18 protein-coding genes and 4 pseudogenes are annotated in these 16338 nt (G+C 69.8%); 13 read left to right on the top strand and 9 right to left on the bottom strand.

Features of this window, described 5'->3' with window-relative positions:
* Together V7026_RS07890 and xdhA are read right to left on the bottom strand one after the other, a co-directional pair.
* Positions 1–903 (bottom strand): annotated as a pseudogene (locus tag V7026_RS07890) (molybdopterin cofactor-binding domain-containing protein); the annotation flags it as partial.
* Positions 900–2510, bottom strand: a complete 1611-nt coding sequence (gene xdhA / locus V7026_RS07885) for a xanthine dehydrogenase small subunit (RefSeq protein ID WP_443082329.1) — start codon at positions 2508–2510, stop codon at positions 900–902. The gene xdhA and the pseudogene V7026_RS07890, both read right to left, overlap by 4 nt.
* A gap of 71 nt (positions 2511–2581) precedes the next feature.
* On the opposite strand from xdhA, the gene V7026_RS07880 reads away from it, so the two are divergent.
* The 11 genes and pseudogenes from V7026_RS07880 to V7026_RS07840 all read left to right on the top strand — a co-directional run bounded on the left by V7026_RS07880 (position 2582) and on the right by V7026_RS07840 (position 9793).
* On the top strand, positions 2582–3334 hold the full coding sequence (locus tag V7026_RS07880; RefSeq protein WP_334154852.1) for a LysR family transcriptional regulator: 753 nt from the start codon (positions 2582–2584) through the stop codon (positions 3332–3334).
* Positions 3331–4860, top strand: coding sequence for an ABC transporter ATP-binding protein (locus V7026_RS07875; RefSeq protein ID WP_334154851.1), 1530 nt, complete (start codon positions 3331–3333; stop codon positions 4858–4860). Before V7026_RS07880 ends, V7026_RS07875 begins: the two co-directional genes overlap by 4 nt.
* The gene (locus V7026_RS07870) at positions 4847–5902 is read left to right on the top strand and encodes an ABC transporter permease (protein ID WP_334154850.1); all 1056 of its coding nucleotides are present in this window, start codon (positions 4847–4849) and stop codon (positions 5900–5902) included. Before V7026_RS07875 ends, V7026_RS07870 begins: the two co-directional genes overlap by 14 nt.
* Positions 5902–6822 (top strand): ABC transporter permease, encoded by a 921-nt coding sequence (locus tag V7026_RS07865; protein WP_334154849.1) that lies wholly within the window; start codon positions 5902–5904, stop codon positions 6820–6822. The genes V7026_RS07870 and V7026_RS07865 overlap by 1 nt, the downstream gene beginning before the upstream one ends.
* Before the next feature lie 29 nt (positions 6823–6851).
* Positions 6852–8012: a BMP family ABC transporter substrate-binding protein gene (locus tag V7026_RS07860; RefSeq protein WP_334154848.1), complete on the top strand. Its 1161-nt coding sequence runs from the start codon at positions 6852–6854 to the stop codon at positions 8010–8012.
* Positions 8012–8110 (top strand): annotated as a pseudogene (locus V7026_RS11465) (aromatic ring-hydroxylating dioxygenase subunit alpha); the annotation flags it as partial. The gene V7026_RS07860 and the pseudogene V7026_RS11465, both read left to right, overlap by 1 nt.
* Positions 8111–8210: 100 nt before the next feature.
* A pseudogene (locus tag V7026_RS11460) lies at positions 8211–8303 on the top strand (hypothetical protein); the annotation flags it as partial.
* 86 nt (positions 8304–8389) lie between these two features.
* Positions 8390–8571, top strand: a pseudogene (locus tag V7026_RS07850) (adenosine deaminase); the annotation flags it as partial.
* 48 nt (positions 8572–8619) lie between these two features.
* The gene (locus tag V7026_RS11455) at positions 8620–8703 is read left to right on the top strand and encodes a hypothetical protein (RefSeq protein WP_334166078.1); all 84 of its coding nucleotides are present in this window, start codon (positions 8620–8622) and stop codon (positions 8701–8703) included.
* A gap of 130 nt (positions 8704–8833) precedes the next feature.
* A complete protein-coding gene (dcd, locus tag V7026_RS07845; RefSeq protein ID WP_334154847.1) occupies positions 8834–9400 on the top strand; it encodes a dCTP deaminase in 567 nt (188 codons plus the stop codon).
* 21 nt (positions 9401–9421) lie between these two features.
* On the top strand, positions 9422–9793 hold the full coding sequence (locus V7026_RS07840; RefSeq protein WP_334154846.1) for a cupin domain-containing protein: 372 nt from the start codon (positions 9422–9424) through the stop codon (positions 9791–9793).
* A 37-nt stretch (positions 9794–9830) separates the two neighbouring features.
* Here V7026_RS07840 and V7026_RS07835 read toward each other — a convergent pair whose 3' ends face one another.
* Genes V7026_RS07835 through V7026_RS07820 form a run of 4 tightly spaced genes read right to left on the bottom strand, consistent with a single transcriptional unit; the run spans position 9831 to position 13476 of the window.
* Positions 9831–10724, bottom strand: a complete 894-nt coding sequence (locus V7026_RS07835) for a DMT family transporter (protein ID WP_334154845.1) — start codon at positions 10722–10724, stop codon at positions 9831–9833.
* Between the two features lie 7 nt (positions 10725–10731).
* Positions 10732–11544, bottom strand: coding sequence for a thymidylate synthase (locus V7026_RS07830; protein WP_334154844.1), 813 nt, complete (start codon positions 11542–11544; stop codon positions 10732–10734).
* Between the two features lie 19 nt (positions 11545–11563).
* Positions 11564–13015, bottom strand: a complete 1452-nt coding sequence (locus V7026_RS07825) for an FAD-binding oxidoreductase (RefSeq protein ID WP_334154843.1) — start codon at positions 13013–13015, stop codon at positions 11564–11566.
* The gene (locus V7026_RS07820; RefSeq protein ID WP_334154842.1) at positions 13015–13476 is read right to left on the bottom strand and encodes a DUF2069 domain-containing protein; all 462 of its coding nucleotides are present in this window, start codon (positions 13474–13476) and stop codon (positions 13015–13017) included. Before V7026_RS07820 ends, V7026_RS07825 begins: the two co-directional genes overlap by 1 nt.
* A gap of 19 nt (positions 13477–13495) precedes the next feature.
* Between V7026_RS07820 and V7026_RS07815 the strand changes: the two genes are divergently transcribed.
* A complete protein-coding gene (locus V7026_RS07815; protein WP_334154841.1) occupies positions 13496–14779 on the top strand; it encodes a YihY family inner membrane protein in 1284 nt (427 codons plus the stop codon).
* Here V7026_RS07815 and V7026_RS07810 read toward each other — a convergent pair.
* The 3 genes from V7026_RS07810 to V7026_RS07800 form a co-directional block, all read right to left on the bottom strand.
* Positions 14776–14898 carry a hypothetical protein gene (locus V7026_RS07810; protein ID WP_334154840.1) on the bottom strand — a complete coding sequence of 41 codons (123 nt, stop codon included), beginning with the start codon at positions 14896–14898 and terminating at the stop codon, positions 14776–14778. The two genes, V7026_RS07815 and V7026_RS07810, sit on opposite strands and share 4 nt — an antisense overlap.
* Positions 14899–15543, bottom strand: coding sequence for an EAL domain-containing protein (locus V7026_RS07805; RefSeq protein WP_334154839.1), 645 nt, complete (start codon positions 15541–15543; stop codon positions 14899–14901).
* A gap of 78 nt (positions 15544–15621) precedes the next feature.
* Positions 15622–15774: a hypothetical protein gene (locus V7026_RS07800; protein ID WP_334154838.1), complete on the bottom strand. Its 153-nt coding sequence runs from the start codon at positions 15772–15774 to the stop codon at positions 15622–15624.
* 159 nt (positions 15775–15933) lie between these two features.
* On the opposite strand from V7026_RS07800, the gene V7026_RS07795 reads away from it, so the two are divergent.
* Positions 15934–16287, top strand: coding sequence for a transposase (locus V7026_RS07795; protein ID WP_334154837.1), 354 nt, complete (start codon positions 15934–15936; stop codon positions 16285–16287).
* Positions 16288–16338: the final 51 nt, after the last annotated feature.

Genomic DNA, 16338 nt, shown 5'->3' with positions numbered 1-16338 from the left:
GCAGCGGGGCGGTCCACGTTGGCGCGGGGGTGTCGTCGTACAGATTGCGGCGGCGCACCACCAGGTGGTCCAGGCCCAGGTGGCGCGCGATGTCGCCGATCAGCGTCTCGATGGCGATCATGCCCTGGGGCCGCCAAAGCCGCGAAAGGCCGTGGCGCTTTGCTTGTGGGTGCGGCAGCGGTAGCTGTGCAGCGCGACATGCGGGACGAAATAGGCGTTGTCGCTGTGAAAGACGGCCCGGTCGGCCACCGGTCCGGACAGGTCGGCCGAAAAGCCGCAGTCCACGTACATCGACAGCTCCAACCCCAGGATGCGGCCGCCGTCATCGAAGCCGACCGCGTAGTCGTAGGCGAAGGGGTGGCGTTTGCCGGTGATCAGAATGTCGTCGTCGCGGTCCAGCCGCAGTTTCACGGGGGCGCCGACCTTGTGCGCCGCGAGCGCCGCCCAGACCGCGACATGGCCCGCCTGCGTCTCCTTGCCGCCAAAGCCCCCGCCCATGCGCCGGCACTCCACCCGCACACGATGGCTGGCCAGTCCCAGCGCATGCGCCACCCAGTGCTGCACTTCGCCCGGGTGCTGTGTGCTCGACAGCACGGTCCACTGGTCCTGCTCCTGCGGGATGGCCAGCGCCACCTGGCCCTCCAGGTAATAATGTTCCTGCCCACCGACCGCAAAGCCCCCCTGCAGCCGGTGCGGCGCCTGGCCAATGGCGGTGGCCGCGTCCCCGCGCCGCCCATGCGCCACCGGCGACAGGATGGGGGCGGCATGGCGGGTGCCGCGCGGCTCGGGCAGGTCGTCCACATAGTGCGCGCGGCCGGCCACCTGGGCGCGGGCGCTTTCGTGGGCGATGGGGGCTCCGCAGGCGGGCCCGGTCGCGGCATCGAGGGGCAGGGCGGCGTTCATGCGCGCTCCTCCGCCGTGGTCTGCAGCAGTGCCTGCCACGGGGCGTGTTCATCCAGCCGCAGCGGGGGCGTATCCGGCGCCGCCGTCGTGGCCAGCCAGGTGCGCCACAGCAGGTTGCCGAGCACGGCGCGCCGGTACGCCGCGCTGGTCCGCCCGTCGCTCAGCGGTGCAAACTCCGATTGCAGCGCGTCCATCGCGGCGTGCACGGTGTCGGCCTGCCAGGGCTGGCCGCGCAGCGCGGCTTCGGCGGCGCGTGCGCGCGCCGGCACGGGGACCGCGCCGCCGGCGCCAATGCGGGCCTGCACCACCCGGCCCTCGGCATCGCGCCAGAGCGCCAGCGCCAGACAGACGGCGGAGATGTCGTCCTCGAAACGCTTGGACACCTTGTGCGCATGAACCTCGGGCCGCGCGCGTCCCTCGCCGAGCGGGATGTCCAAGTAGCCCACCAGTTCGTCTGGGGCCAGCGCGGTCTGCCGACAGCCGCGGTAGAAATCCTCCAGCGGCAGCCGGCGTTCTTCCGGGCCGCACGCTCCGTGGCGCAGCAGCACCACCGTGGCGCCTAGGGCGATCAGCAGCGGCATCGAATCCCCGATCGGCGAGCCGTTGGCGACATTGCCCCCCAAGGTGCCCCCATTGCGGATGGGTTGGCCCGCGAAGCGGCCGAAAAAGTCGCGCAAGGACGGCCAGTGGGCCTGCAGGGCGGCAAAGGCGTCGTATGGTGTAGCGGCCGCGCCAATGCGCAGCGTGGGCCCATGAGGACCGTCCTGCGTGTCGATGCGCTGCAGCGCGGCGCAGCGCGACACATCCAGCACCTGGGTCAAACGGCGGTGCTGCTTGGTGATCCACAGGCCGGCATCGGTGGCGCCGGCCACTAAGGGCACGTGTGGCCAGCATGCCCGCGCGGCCAGCAAGGTGTCCAGATCGCGCGGCGCCAGGTAGGCCGGCGCCGCTGTGCCGGGCAGCGGGGCGGGGGGATGCGCCGCCGGCTGCGCGGTCGCCAGCAGGGCTTGCAGCGCGGCCGCGTCCACGGTGGCGGGGGGCAACGTGGTCATGGCTTGGGCGGCGTCCAGGATGGGTCGGTAGCCGGTGCAGCGGCACAGGTTGCCCGACAGGGCCTGCACCGCCTCGTCGCGGGTCACCGGGCTGCCGGCGGGGTGTCGTTGGTACAGTACGAACAGGCTCATCACGAAGCCGGGCGTGCAAAAGCCGCACTGCGATCCGTGGGCGTCCACCAGTGCCTGCTGCACGGGGTGTAGGGGGCCGGTGCACGCGATCAGCGGGTCCTGCGTCAGATCTTCGGCGGTCCAGACGGCGCAGCCGTTGGCCGCATGGGCCAGCCGAATGCAGCTGTTGAGTGCGCGCCAACGCAGCGCGCCGCCCGGTCCGTGGTCGGCCACGGCCACGGTGCAGGCCCCGCAGTCGCCACTGGCGCAGCCTTCCTTAACGCTGGTCAGCCCCAGGTCCTCGCGCAGCAGCGCCAGCAGTGTGCGGTCGGTCGGCACGGCGTCGGGCTGGCGGACCCGTCCCCGGTGCACCAGGCGCAGGGGCGGCGGGGGACTGGGCGGCGCCCCGCAGGCGCCAGCGGGGGTGGCGTTGTCGGTACTCATGGCCGACAGGGTACGCGCACGGGCGGTCACCGTCATGTTGCCAGGATTATGGGAGGCATAATCGTTGCGGTATGTCACGACCGGTTCCGTGGGACAGCATCGACATCCATTTGATACGGGTGTTGCACACGGTGTTGACCGAACGCAGTGTCACGCGGGCCGCCGTCCGGTTGGGCATGCACCAGCCGGCGGTCAGTGCCGCCCTGCGCCGCCTGCGGCGACTAACCGGCGATCCGCTGCTCGTGCGCACCGGTGCGGCCATGGTGCCCACGGCGGTCGCCCAGCGCATGATCGCCCCCGCCGCCGAGATCCTGCGCCAGGCCGAGACCATGCTCGGCGGCGCGCGCGCCTTCGATCCGCCCAGCAGCCCGCATACCTTCGCGGTGGCGGCGAGCGACTATCTGGACTCCAGGTTTTTGCCGCGGCTGGTCGCGCGCGTCAAGGCCGCGGCGCCGCTGGCCCGGCAGGGGCTGGCGCGCAACATCGTCGCGCGCTGCCCGCACTTCGGGCTGATTCCGGCCATGGTCAGCCAGAGTCTGCTGGTGCTGACCACGGGACGGCAGTACTGCCAGCGCTTTTTGCAGGTGCTGCCGGTGGCCATCGTCGAGCCCCCGCTGGCCTTCCCGCGCCTGTTGTACTACCAGCTTTGGCACGACCGCACGCACGGCTCGCCCGCTGCCCAGTGGCTGCGCCAGACCATCCGCGAAGTGGCGGCGGGCTTGGCCGATCCGCCGCCCGACGGCCAAACCCCGTTACCATCCGCACCTTCGCGCCGCCGCGATCCGGCCCGCGCGCCCACGATCGGCACCGACCCCGCGCCATGAGCCCTCCGCCCCGATTGCAACTGCACCACATCACCAAGCGCTACCCCGGCGTGGTGGCCAACGACGGCGTCTCGCTGGAGGTGCTGCCGGGCAGCATCCACGCCGTGTTGGGCGAAAACGGCGCCGGCAAATCCACCCTCATGAAGATCATCTACGGGGCCGTCAAGCCCGACGACGGTGCGATGCTCTTCAATGGCCGCCCGGTGCACGTGCGCAATCCGCAGGAGGCGCGTGCGCTGGGCATCAGCATGGTGTTCCAGCACTTCAGTCTGTTCGAGACGCTGACCGTGGCCGAGAACGTCTGGCTCGGCCTGGACGCCGCGGTGTCGCTGCGCGAGGTGACCGAATCGATCGAGATCAAGGCCCACGAGTACGGTCTGGAGATCGATCCGCGTCGGCCCGTGCACACGCTGTCCGTGGGCGAGCGCCAGCGGGTGGAGATCGTGCGCGCGCTGCTGACCCAGCCGCAGCTGTTGATCCTGGACGAGCCGACCTCGGTGCTCACGCCGCAGGCGGTCGAGCGCCTGTTCGTCGTGCTGCGCCAACTGGCCGCCGAGGGCTGCAGCATTCTCTACATAAGCCACAAGCTGCACGAGATTCGCGCCCTGTGCGACACCTGCACGGTGATGCGCGGTGGGCGCGTGACCGGCGTGTGCGATCCGCGGCAGGCCAGCAATGCGGATCTGTCGCGCCTGATGATCGGCAGCGAGCCGCCCACCCTACCGCCCCACCGCGCGCCCAGCGGGGCCGTGGTGCTGGACGTGCGCGGCCTGACGCTGCCCAGAGCCGAGCCGTTCGGTACCGATTTGCACGACATTGCCTTGCAGGTGCGCGCGGGCGAGATCGTTGGCATCGCCGGGGTGTCGGGCAACGGCCAGCGCGAGCTGCTCCATGCGCTGTCGGGCGAAACGACCTCGGCCCCCGCAGGCTCGGTGCGGCTGGCGGGGCGCGACATCGCCCGCGCCGGTCCGGGGCGGCGGCGCCGGCAGGGCCTGCACTTCGTGCCGGAGGAACGCCTGGGCCGCGGGGCCGTCCCCACGCTGGGGCTGGCGCACAACCTGCTGCTGACGCGCCGCGACGCCGTGGGGCGCGGCGGCTGGCTGCGCCTGGGGGCGCTGCGGGCCCAGGCCGACGACATCATCGCCCGCTACGGGGTCAAGGCCGCGGGCCCGGATGCCGCGGCCAAGTCGCTGTCAGGGGGCAATCTGCAAAAGTTCATCGTCGGGCGCGAGATCGAGGCCCGCCCCACGGTGCTCATCGTCTCGCAGCCAACGTGGGGGGTGGACGTGGGGGCGGCCGCGCAGATTCGCGGCGAAATCGTCGCCCTGCGCGAGGCGGGCTGCGCGGTCCTGGTCGTCAGCGAGGAGCTGGACGAGCTGTTCGAGCTGTGCGACCGGCTGTATGTGATCGCCCGCGGCCGGCTCTCGCCCTCGGTGCCGGTGGCCGAGGCCAGCGTGGAGCGCATCGGCGAGTGGATGTCGGGCTTGTGGCCCCAGGCCGAGGAGGCGCGCCATGCTGCGGCTTGAGATGCGTCCCCAGCCGTCGGCGGCGTGGAGCTACGCCTCGCCGCTGCTGGCCATTGCGCTGACCGTGCTGATCGGCATGGCCTTGTTTGCCGCGCTGGGCAAGGACCCCGTGGCCGGTCTGCGCGTTTTTTTCTGGGAGCCGGTGCGCAACGCCCGCGCCTGGAGCGAGCTGTTGCTCAAGGCCACGCCCCTGTTGCTGATTGGCCTGGGCCTGGCGATCGGTTTTCGCTCCAACGTGTGGAACATCGGGGCCGAGGGGCAGTTCGTCATCGGCGCGGTGTGCGCCAGCGGCACGGCCCTGGCCCTGCAGGGGGTGGGTTTTGCAGTCTGGCCGCTGGTGTTGCTGGCGGGCGTGGCGGGCGGGCTGGCGTGGGCCAGCCTCACGGCGCTGCTGCGCGACCGCTTCAACGCCAACGAGATCCTGGTCAGCCTGATGCTGGTCTATGTGGCCGTGCAGGTGCTCAACTACTTGGTCTACGGCCCGTGGAAGGATCCGATGGGATTTAACTTCCCGCAGACACAGCGGTTCGATGCCACGGCACAGGTGCCCCGGCTGTTCGAGGGACTGCGCGTCCACCTGGGATTGCTACTGGGCCTGGGAGCGGTGGTGGCGGTCTGGGCCTTTTTGTTCCGCACGCGGGCGGGTTTTGCCCAGCAGGTCGGCGGGCTGGCGCCGGCAGCGGCCCGCTATGCGGGGTTTTCGTCGCGCACGGCGCTGTGGGTGGCCATGGGTGTCACCGGGGCGCTGGCGGGGCTGGCCGGGGCGTTGGAGGTGGCCGGTCCTGTGGGCCAGCTCACGCCCCATGTGCCGGTGGGCTACGGGTTTGCGGCCATCATCGTGGCCTTCGTCGGGCGACTGCACCCCGTGGGCATCGTCGGCTCGGCCCTCCTCATGAGTATGTTCTACATTGGTGGCGAACTGGCCCAGTCCCGCCTGGGGCTGCCCAAGTCCATAACCGGGGTGTTCCAGGGCCTGTTGCTGTTTGCGCTGCTGGCCTGTGACACGCTCATCCACTACCGTCTGCACTGGAGGAGGGGCTGATGGAGTCCGTTGCCCTGCTGATTGCGGCCTCGCTCAACGCCGGCACGGTGCTGGCGATCGCGGCGCTGGGGCTGCTGATCAACGAGAAGGTCGGCGTCGTCAACCTCGGTGCCGAGGGGCTGATGCTGTGCGGCGCGCTGGCCGGTTTTGCGGCGGTGGTGCACTTTGGGGCGCATCCGCTGGGTTTTCTGGCCGGCATGGGAGTGGCGGCGCTGCTGTCGCTGGTCTTCGGTTGGCTGGTCATCTACCTCAACACCAACCAGTACGCCACCGGGTTGGCGCTCAGCCTGTTCGGGGCCGGGCTGTCCGCTTTTGGCGGGCAGCCCTACACCCAGCACAAATTGCCGGAGTTGGTTGCGCCCCATGTGCCCCTGCTGGGGGATCTGCCCTTTCTGGGTGCGGCGCTGTTTCGCCAGCATGCGCTGGTGTATGCGGCGGTTGCGCTGGCGGTGGGGCTGGTGTGGTTTTTCGACCGCACACGCACCGGACTGGTGCTGCGCAGCGTGGGCGAGAACCCGGAATCCGCCCACGCCCTGGGCTACCCAGTGCGCCGCATTCGGCTGCTGGCGGTGGTGATTGGGGGCGCACTGTGCGGGCTGGCCGGGGCCTATGTGTCCACCGTCTATACACCGCTGTGGGTCGAGGGCATGATCGCCGGCAAGGGCTGGATCGCGCTGGCGCTGACCACCTTCGCCACCTGGCGACCGGCACGTATTTTGCTTGGTGCGTATCTGTTTGGCGGTGTGACGATGCTGCAGTTTCACCTGCAAGGCATGGGGGTGCAGGTGCCCAGCCAGTTCCTGACCATGATGCCTTACCTGGCCACCATCGTGGTGCTGGTGCTGATTTCTCGCAGTCCGCTGTGGATCCGCACCCACATGCCCCAGTCCTTGGGTAAGCCGTTTTATCCCGGGTCGTAACATCCCCTTTTTCACGCAGGAGTACTTCCATGATCGATGCAAACAAGCGCGAATGGCTCAAGACCGCTGCCAAGGCCGCGGCGCTGGGGCTGGTGGCGGGCAGCGCCCTGGTGGGCTGCGGCAAGAAGGAGGAGGCCGCCCCCGCGCCGGCCCCCGCCCCGGCCACGCAGGCGCCCAAGCCCGAGCCCCTGAAAGCCGCCTGGGTCTATGTCGGTCCGGTGGGCGACGCCGGCTGGTCGTTTGCGCACGACCTCGGCCGCAAGGCGGTGGAGGCGCACTTTGGTGACAAGGTGCAGACCACCTTCGTCGAGAGCGTGCCGGAGGGGGCCGACGCCGAGCGCGTGATCCGCGACCTGGCCGCGCAGGGCAACAAGATCATCTTCGCGACGTCGTTCGGCTACATGGAGCCGATGCTGAAGGTGGCGCAGGAGTTTCCGGATGTGAAATTCGAGCACGCCACCGGCTACAAGACCGCGCCCAATATGCGCATCTACGACGCCAGCTTCTACCAGGACACCTACATGGCCGGCATCATCGCCGCGCACATGAGCAAGACGGGCACGTTGGGCTTCGTCGGCTCGTTCCCCATCCCCGAGGTGCTGCGCAACATCAACGCCTTCGCGCTGGGTGCGCAGACCGTCAAGCCCAACATCAAGCTCAAGGTCGTGTGGGTCAACACCTGGTTCGACCCGTCCAAGGAGACCGAGGCAGCGCAGAGCCTGATCAACCAGGGCGCCGACGTGCTGCTGCAGAACACCGACTCCACCGCGGTGCTGCAGACCGCCGAGAAGAACGGCAAGTACGCCTTCGGCTGGGACAGCGACATGAGCAGCTTCGGCCCGAAGGCGCACCTGGCCTCTGCGGTCGTCAACTGGGGCCCGTACTACGTCCAGGCCGTGCAGGAGGTGTTGGACGGCACGTGGCAGACCAAGCGCACCGTCTGGGGCGTCAAGGAAGGCCTCAACGACCTGATCAAGATTGCCGACGTCGTGCCGGAGGAGGCCAAGAAGAAGGTCGAGGAGATCAAGGCGGGCCTCAAGAGCGGCGAGTTCGAGGTCTTCACCGGCCCGATCGTCGACAACACCGGCGAGGAAGTGCTGGCCAAGGGTGTCAAGGCCGACCAGGACTGGAAGGACAAGGTCAACTTCTTCGTCAAGGGCGTGCAAGGCAAGGTCCCGGCCGGTAAGTGATGGTCGAGCGCGACCACTGGTGGCCGGTGGCGCTGGCCGATGACGTCGGCGCGGCGCCGGTGCCGGTCACGCTGCTGGACGAGCCGCTCGTGCTGTGGCGCGACGGCTCGGGCGCGGCGCAGGCGTTCGCCGACCGCTGCCCGCACCGCGGCCACGCCTGCGCCGCCAGCACTGCCCGCGCTGCTGCCGCGGCGCGTCGTGCACGGGCCGTTCGACGTGGCCACCAGCGCCCCGCGCGCGATCGAGAACTTCCTCGATACCGCGCACTTCGCCTATGTGCACGATGGCTGGCTCGGCGCGCCGACGCACGCCGAGGTGCCACCGTACGAAGTGTCGCTGACCACCGACGGCCGCCCGCTCGTGCCCGACTACCCGGCCTGGCAGCCGCGCGCCGAAGGCCGAGCTGCACCTGCACATCGAGGGTACGCTGGAGCCAGAGATGATGCTGGCGCTGGCGCGCCGCCACGGCGTGGCGCTGCCGTACGCCGACGTCGAGGCCGTGCGCGAGGCCTACGCCTTCACCAGCCTGCAGAGTTTTCTGGACCTGTACTACGCCGGCGAGGAAGGGCCGCCCGACTACATCCGCCAGGCGCTGGACCTGCTGCAGGTGCAGCGCATCGACCACGGCGTGCAGGCGGTGCACGACGCGGCGCTGCAGCGCGCGTTTGCGGACGCGGCGGCGCAGACCTGACGGCGCGCTGGCTGGCCCTTCGCGGGATCAGCAAGGGCCTGGACCCCATTGGCCTGGCACCGGTTGGTCACAAAGCGGCGAGGCGGCCTTCGTACAATGCGCCGATCACCCACAGGCACCCCTGCGCACCATGACCCTCAAGAGCGACAAATGGATCCGCCGCATGGCGGAGGAACACGGCATGATCGAGCCGTTCGAGCTGGGCCAGATTCGCGAGGTCGAGGGCCGCAAGGTCATCAGCTACGGCACCAGCAGCTACGGCTACGACATTCGCTGCGCACCCGAATTCAAGGTCTTCACCAACATCCACAGCACAGTGGTGGACCCGAAAAACTTCGACGAGAAGAGCTTCGTCGACTTCCACGGCGACCACTGCATCATCCCGCCCAACAGCTTTGCGCTGGCGCGCACGGTGGAATATTTCCGCATCCCGCGCAACGTGCTGACGATCTGCCTGGGCAAAAGCACCTACGCGCGCTGCGGCATCATCGTCAACGTCACGCCGTTCGAGCCGGAATGGGAAGGCTATGTGACGCTGGAGTTTTCCAATACCACGCCGCTGCCGGCCAAGATCTACGCTTGGGAAGGCTGCGCGCAGGTGTTGTTTTTCGAGAGCGACGAGGTGTGCGAGGTGTCGTACAAAGACCGCGGCGGCAAGTACCAAGGCCAGCACGGCGTGACGCTGCCGCGTGCCTGAGCCCGGCCGGAGGAGTCCCCCATGTCCGCTCGCGACCTGCTCGCCTTTGGCCACCCCATGCACGGGGCGCCGGAGGTGTCCCGCCCCAAGCCCGACCGGCGCCTCGTCGGCAACCCGCAACGCGAGACCTGGAACGTGCTCGACGCGCCGCTGGACGGTGCGCGCACGCTCAGCACCGGCATCTGGCGCTGCGAGCCGGGCCAGTGGCGCATCGCTTTCAGCCCCACCGAGCGCGAGATCTTCACCGTGCTGGAAGGCCGCTGCCGCGTGCATCGCGACGGTGGCGGCTTCGAGGAAGCCGGCCCGGGCCAGTCGATTCACATCCCGCCGGGCTTCGCCGGCGCGTTCGAGGTGCTGCAGACGGTCACGAAGGTTTACGTGATCGTGGAGTGACTGACCGCGGCGCGGCGGCGGGCGTGCTTGCAGAGCTTCACCGCCCCAGTGCCCGCCGCCACGCGCCGGCCGGAACCAACACCGCGGCAATCGCCGCCATCACGCACACCACGGCCACGCCGTCGGTCCAGCGCGGCCATTCGCCGGCAATCACGGTGGCGCTGGCGGTGCCGATCAGCGGCACCATCATCACGCTCATCGCGCTGGTGGCCGGGGGCAGGTGGCGCGCCAGCGAAAACCAGATGATCTGCGCGAAGCCGTAGTTCATGAACACGCCGTAGGCCAGCAGCCCCCACATGCGCGGGCTGAATTGCCACTGGGGCCAGGGCTCGAAGGTGGCGGCCAGGGCCCACAGCGCCAGTGCGGTAAGGCCCATCATCCACACCGTCAGGGCCTCCATGGGCAGGGTCAGGGTGGCGCGGCGCATCATCAGCGTGCCCACCGCCCAGCTGATGGCGGCGCCCAGCATCACCGCCACGCCCAGCGGCCGCCCGGCCATAGCGCCCAGCTCGTCGGCCAGCAGCAAGGCCACCGCACCGGCCACGAGCAACGCCGCCAGGGCGGAGCGGCGAGTGAGGCGCTGTCCAAAAAACAGTGCCCCCAGCAGCACCGTCCACACCGGCATGGTGAAACCCAAGATGGCCGCCCGGCCCGAGGCCAGCGCCGCCACGCCGAAGATGGCCAGCGTGTGCCAGCCGAGCATGTTGGGCAGCGCCAGCGTGATGATGCTGCGCCACTCGGCGCCGGCCGGGGCCAGCCGCACGCGCCGCCAGCGGTAGAACGCGAACAGCCACAGCGCTCCGCCGGTCATCGTAGCGGCGCGAAAGTACAGCGGCGAGAGCTCCTGCAGCGACAGCTTCATCACCGGCCAGTTGACGCCCCACATCAGGGTCAGCGCCACCAGGCCCCAGGTTTGGCCGCGGGTGAGCATGGGCGCGTCACACCGCCACCGGCGCTTTGATGGCCGGGTGGTGCTGGTAGCCCTGGACCTCGAAGTCCTCGTAGGCGTAATCGAAAATGGACGCCGGCCGGCGCCGCAGGTGCAGGGTGGGGTAGGGGTAGGGTTGGCGGCTCAGTTGCAGCTCCACCTGCTCCACATGGTTTTGGTAGATGTGGCAGTCGCCGCCGGTCCAGATGAACTCGCCCGGCTGCAGATCGCACTGCTGCGCCAGCATGTGCGTCAGCAGCGCGTAGCTGGCGATGTTGAACGGCACCCCCAGGAAGACATCGGCGCTGCGCTGGTAGAGCTGGCAACTCAGCCGCCCGTTGGCGACGTAGAACTGAAAAAAGGCGTGGCACGGTGCCAGCGCCATGTGCGGCAGGTCGGCCACGTTCCAGGCGCTGACGATGATGCGCCGCGAGTCCGGCTGGGTTTTCAGTTGGTGCACCACCTGGGCGATTTGGTCGATATGGCCGCCATCGGGGGTGGGCCAACTGCGCCACTGCACACCGTAGATGGGACCCAGGTCACCGTCCTCGCGCGCCCATTCGTCCCAGATGGTCACGCCGCGCTCCTGCAGCCAGCGCACGTTGCGCTCGCCGCGCAAAAACCACAGCAGCTCCAAAATGATGCTTTTGAGATGCACCTTTTTGGTGGTCACTAGCGGAAAGCCCTCCGACAGGTCGAAGCGCATCTGGTAGCCGAAGACGCTGCGCGTGCCCACGCCCGTCCGGTCGGTCTTGACCACGCCATGCTCATACACATGACGCATAAAGTCTTCGTACTGGTGGCGGATGGGGCGCGGCATCATGGGCGGATTATCGCCGCCGTCAGACCAGCAGTTTGCCCGGGTTGAGCCTGTTGTCGGGGTCGAGCACGCGCTTGACGGCGCGCATCAGGTCCAGCGCCACCGCGTCCTGGTAGCGCGGCAGGATGGCGGCCTTCAGCGCCCCGATGCCGTGCTCCGCGCTGATCGAGCCGTCGTGGCGCTGCACCGCGTCGTAGACCAGCGTGTGGATGCGCGCCTCGTGTTCGCGCAGGAAGGCGGCGGCATCCGCCCCCTCGGGGCACTGCACGTTGAAGTGCAGGTTGCCGTCGCCCAGGTGGCCAAAGTTGACCAGCCGCACGCCCGGCACGGCGCGCGCCAGCTCCCTTTGCGCCTCGGCGCAGAAGGCCGGGATGCGCGACACCGGCAGGCTGATGTCGTGCTTGACGTTGAGTCCCTCCTCGGCCTGCGCCAGCGGGATGCTTTCGCGGATGTGCCACAGCGTGCGCGCCTGCGCCAGGCTCTCGGCCACCACGGCGTCCAGCGCGCAGCCATCCTGCAGCGCCTGGTCCAGCACCGCTTCCAGCCGCGCGCGGGCGTGCGCTTCGCCCTCGGCGTCGCTGGTTTCCAGCAGCACGGCGTAAGGTGCCACGCCGGGCAGCGGCACCGCCAGTTGCGGAAAGTGCCGCTGCACCAGCGCCAGCGCAACCTGGTTCATCACCTCGAAGCCGGTCAGCGCCGGCCCCAGCCCGCGCTGCGCCACGCCCAGCAGCGCCACCGCGGCCGCCAGATCGGGCACCGCGGCCCAAGCGGTCAGCTGCGCCGCCGGGCGCGGCACGAGCTTGAGCACCGCGGCGGTGATGATGCCCAGCGTTCCCTCGCTGCCGATGAACAGGTGGCGCAGGTCGTAGCCGGTGTTGTCCTTGCGCAGGCCGCGCAGGCCGTTCCAGATCCGGCCGTCGGCGGTGACCACCTCCAGCCCCAGGCACAGGTCGCGCGCGTTGCCGAAGCGCAGCACCTGCGTGCCGCCGGCGTTGGTGGCCAGGTTGCCGCCGATGGTGCAGCTGCCCTCGGCGGCCAGGCTCAGCGGCAGCCACAACCCGGCGGACTCGGCGGCCTGCTGCGCGGCTTGCAGCACGCAGCCGGCTTCCACCGTCAGCGTCAGGTTGGCCTCGTCCAGCGCGCGGATGCGGTTGAGCCGCGCGGTGCTCAGCACCACCTGCGTGCCGCTGCCATCCGGCACGCCACCCAGCACCAAGCCGGTGTTGCCGCCCTGCGGCACGATCGGGGCGCCGTGGGCGGCGCAGGCGCGCACCACGGCGGCCGCTTCCTCCGTGCTGCCGGGACGCACCACCGCCAGGGCACGGCCCCGGTGCCGGCGGCGCCAGTCGCGTTCCCACGGCTCCAGGTCGGCATCGGCGGGGGTGAGCACGTGCGCCGGGCCGACGGTGGCGCGCAGATCCTGCAGCAGGGCGGCCCGCGCGGGCGCATCGAGAGGGGCGGTTGGCGGGTCCATTATTCGGAACCGTCGCTGTCCGCAGGTTGCGGGACGCGGGCGGCGCGCAGCCGCAGCCGCACATGCAGGGCACAGGCCGCAAACAGCCCCAAGCACAACACGACCTGCCCCCAGGCCAGTGCGGACGACAGCCCGCTTTCGCTGGTGGCGCGCACAATGCCTTCGGTGAAGTAGAGCCACACCAGCAGACTGAGCCAGCGGTAGGTGTACATGCGGTGGCTCAGCAGGCCGGGCAGGGGCAAGGCCAGCGGCAAGACCTTGAGCGCCCACCACGACCCGCCCGGGCGCAGCGGCGCCAGCCACAGCTCCCACGCCAGCCCCAGGACGATCAGGCCCAGCACACAGGCCACGGCCAGCGCCCGTGTCCAGCGCGCCTGCGCCAGGGCAGCGGGCACGACGGATACAGGGGTCGCAGTGGGCCCGGCGGGGGGGACGGACGGGGATGAGGATGGCGCGGACATCGGCTGGCATGATAGCGGCATGACCGCATTCGATCCGTCCGCGCGGGTGGCGCCTGCCCCAGTTGACGACGCCGCTCCGCGGCCCGTCTGGCAGCGTGGCTGGCAAGAGGCTCGCGACTTTCCGTGGCGCACCACGTGGCAGACGCTGCGCGAGCGCTTCGCGCAGGATCGGCTGGCGGTGGCCGCCGGCAGCCTGACGTTCACGACCACCATCTCGCTCGTGCCGCTGCTGACCGTGGCGCTGGCGGTGTTCGCGCTGTTTCCGGCCTTCGGCGCGATGGAGCAGCGCGTGCAGCGCTGGATGGTGGAGGCGCTGGTGCCGGACCACATCGCGCGCCAGGTCGGGCGCTACCTGTGGCAGTTCGCCAGCCAGGCCGGCCAGATCGGTCTCGGCGGGGCGCTCGTGCTGCTGGCCACGGCGTTGGTGCTGGTGCTGACGATCGACCGCCAGCTCAACGACATCTGGCGCGTGCCGCGGCTGCGGCCGCTGGCGCAGCGCGTCCTGGTGTACTGGGCGGTGCTGACGCTGGCGCCGCTGGTGCTGGCGCTGATGCTGAGCGCGAGCTCCTACGCGCTGTCGGTGTCGCGCGGCTGGTTGCCGGCGGCGCACCAGGGCGTGCGCTGGGCGCTGGACGCGGCCGGGTTCGCGGCGCTGGCGCTGGGCATGGCGGCGCTGTACCGCTACGTGCCGAATGCCCAGGTGCGGCTGCGCCATGCGCTGGTCGGTGGTGTGTTCGTCGCGCTGGCGTTCGAGCTGGCGCAGCAGGCGCTGGGGTGGTACTTGCGCACGGTGCCGACCTACTCGGCGGTCTACGGCACGTTTGCCACGGTGCCGATCCTGCTGGTGTGGCTGTACCTGGTGTGGCTGATCGTGCTGCTGGGGGCGGTGATCGTGGCCTACCTGCCGTTTTTGCTGGCGGGGGTGGCGCGCCGCGGTGACACGCCGGGTTGGCCGTTTCAGCTGGCGCTGGAACTGCTGGCGGAGCTGGAGGCCAGCCGCGCCGGCGAGCGTCCGGGGCTGGCGCTGGCGGCGCTGGCGCGGCGGCTGCGTGTCGATCCGCTGCAGCTGCAGCAGCCGCTGCGCGCGCTGCAGGCGCTGGGCTGGGTGGGGCGCCTGAGCGACGAGGACGGCCGCTGGGTGCTGCTGGTCGATCTGCACCAGCGCCGGCTGGCGGAGCTGGCGCGCGTGCTGTGGCTGGCGCAGGACGACAGCACCGCCGGCGTCTGGCGCGCGCTGCCGCTGGAAGCCACCCCGGTGGCGGCGGTGCTACCGCCGCCGCGGCGCGCGCCGCTGGCGCCTTAGCGCGGCATGCGCCGCACCGGCGCCAGCGCGTCCAGCGGCTGCGGCAGACCGACGTGGTAGCCCTGCGCGAAGTCCACGCCCAGCTCGCGCACGCGCTGCAGGATGGCCTCCGACGACACTTACTCCGCCACCGTGCGCAGCCCCATCACATGGCCGATGGCGTTGATCGCCTGCACCATCGCCAGGTCGATCGGGTCGCTCTCGATGTCCTTGACGAAGCTGCCGTCGATCTTGAGGAAATCCACCGGCAGGTTTTTCAGGTAGGCAAACGACGACAGCCCGCTGCCGAAGTCGTCCAGCGCGAACAGGCAGCCCAGGCGCTTGACCTCGCCGATGAAGTGCGCCACGGTGGAGAGGCTTACCATCGCCGCGGTTTCGGTGATTTCGAAGCACACCGTGCCGGGCGGCAGCTGCATCGTCTGCAGCAGCGCCTGCGGATCCTGGCGGAAGCGCTCGTCCGACAGCGACGCGCCCGACAGGTTGATGGCAAAGAGGCCCTCCAGCCGCCCATGCTGGCGCAGCCGGTCGCTCAGCCACGCCAGCGTGTTGCGCACCACCCACTGGTCGATGCGCGGCGTCAGGCCGCAGCGCTCCGCCGCCGGCAGGAAGGCGCCGGGCTGGATCAGCTCGCCGTCCTCTTCCAGCCGCACCAGGATCTCGACATGCGGGGCGCCGCCGTCGCCGTGCAGCGGCACGATGGGCTGCGCATACAGCCGCAGGCGATCTTCGTCCAGCGCCGCCTGCAGCCGCGCCACCCACTGCATCTGACCCTGGCGCTCCAGCAGTTGGCGGTCGTCGGACTCGTAGACGTGGATGCGGTTGCGGCCAGCCTCCTTGGCGGCTTAGCAGGCCGCGTCGGCCGCGGCCAGCAGCGGGCCCGGTTCGCGCTTTAGCGGGCCGATCGGCACCATGCCGATCGACACCCCGATCGCGAACGACCGTTCGCCCCAGGCGAAGCGGAGGTCGGCGATCGCCTCGCGGATGCGCTGCACCATCGGCAGCGCGTGATCGGCGTCGCAGCCATCAGGATTAGGCCGAATTCGTCACCCCTGAAATATTCATAACCCATTGATTTTTGTATATTTTGCCCATTTCGAGGTGCAATTTCTCCCAGTTTTAATCCGCATTTGCGCTGATTTCTTGGAGTTTCGCCCGTGTTCGCCTGCCCCGCCACCGACGATTTCTTCCGCGGCCGCATCGATCAGATGATCGACCTGCGCCACCCGCTGGCGGTGTTGGCCTCACGCATGCCGTGGCAGCAAATCGAAGCCTCGGTCTCTCACCTCTTCGTGCGCAAGGCTCGCGCAGGCGTGGCCATGCCAGACCTTGACCTGTTTGGCGAGGCCCCGGCCGTGGTTGGGCTCAAGAGCAACGCCGGGCGGCCCCGCGTGCCGCTGCGCATCATGATCGCGCTGCTGTATCTGAAGCACGCCTTCAACGAGTCCGATGAGGGCGTGGTCCAGCGCTGGCGCGACACCCCGCGCGCTGGCAGTATTTCTCAGGCTTAGGGAAACGCTGAACAAATCAGCCTTTGATTGAGGATGAGCGAGGCTGACCAC

The sequence above is a fragment of the Tepidimonas sp. genome (assembly GCF_036825565.1).
Classification (GTDB): domain Bacteria; phylum Pseudomonadota; class Gammaproteobacteria; order Burkholderiales; family Burkholderiaceae_C; genus Tepidimonas.
Note: the sequence above shows the minus strand (reverse complement) of the source record. Positions and strands in the feature narration are given on the sequence as shown.

What these genes read in the sequence shown, in the direction of transcription:
- V7026_RS07830 (WP_334154844.1), bottom strand. Translation starts at nt 11,544, where the DNA reads ATGATGCCGCGCCCCATCCGCCACCAGTACGAAGACTTTATGCGTCAT.
- V7026_RS07805 (WP_334154839.1), bottom strand. Translation starts at nt 15,543, where the DNA reads ATGCAGTGGGTGGCGCGGCTGCAGGCGGCGCTGGACGAAGATCGCCTG.
- V7026_RS07840 (WP_334154846.1), top strand. Translation starts at nt 9,422, where the DNA reads ATGTCCGCTCGCGACCTGCTCGCCTTTGGCCACCCCATGCACGGGGCG.
- dcd (WP_334154847.1), top strand. Translation starts at nt 8,834, where the DNA reads ATGACCCTCAAGAGCGACAAATGGATCCGCCGCATGGCGGAGGAACAC.
- V7026_RS07815 (WP_334154841.1), top strand. Translation starts at nt 13,496, where the DNA reads ATGACCGCATTCGATCCGTCCGCGCGGGTGGCGCCTGCCCCAGTTGAC.
- xdhA (WP_443082329.1), bottom strand. Translation starts at nt 2,510, where the DNA reads ATGAGTACCGACAACGCCACCCCCGCTGGCGCCTGCGGGGCGCCGCCC.
- V7026_RS07820 (WP_334154842.1), bottom strand. Translation starts at nt 13,476, where the DNA reads ATGTCCGCGCCATCCTCATCCCCGTCCGTCCCCCCCGCCGGGCCCACT.
- V7026_RS07860 (WP_334154848.1), top strand. Translation starts at nt 6,852, where the DNA reads ATGATCGATGCAAACAAGCGCGAATGGCTCAAGACCGCTGCCAAGGCC.
- V7026_RS07870 (WP_334154850.1), top strand. Translation starts at nt 4,847, where the DNA reads ATGCTGCGGCTTGAGATGCGTCCCCAGCCGTCGGCGGCGTGGAGCTAC.
- V7026_RS07800 (WP_334154838.1), bottom strand. Translation starts at nt 15,774, where the DNA reads ATGGTGCAGCGCATCCGCGAGGCGATCGCCGACCTCCGCTTCGCCTGG.
- V7026_RS07880 (WP_334154852.1), top strand. Translation starts at nt 2,582, where the DNA reads ATGTCACGACCGGTTCCGTGGGACAGCATCGACATCCATTTGATACGG.
- V7026_RS07835 (WP_334154845.1), bottom strand. Translation starts at nt 10,724, where the DNA reads ATGCTCACCCGCGGCCAAACCTGGGGCCTGGTGGCGCTGACCCTGATG.
- V7026_RS07825 (WP_334154843.1), bottom strand. Translation starts at nt 13,015, where the DNA reads ATGGACCCGCCAACCGCCCCTCTCGATGCGCCCGCGCGGGCCGCCCTG.
- V7026_RS07865 (WP_334154849.1), top strand. Translation starts at nt 5,902, where the DNA reads ATGGAGTCCGTTGCCCTGCTGATTGCGGCCTCGCTCAACGCCGGCACG.
- V7026_RS07875 (WP_334154851.1), top strand. Translation starts at nt 3,331, where the DNA reads ATGAGCCCTCCGCCCCGATTGCAACTGCACCACATCACCAAGCGCTAC.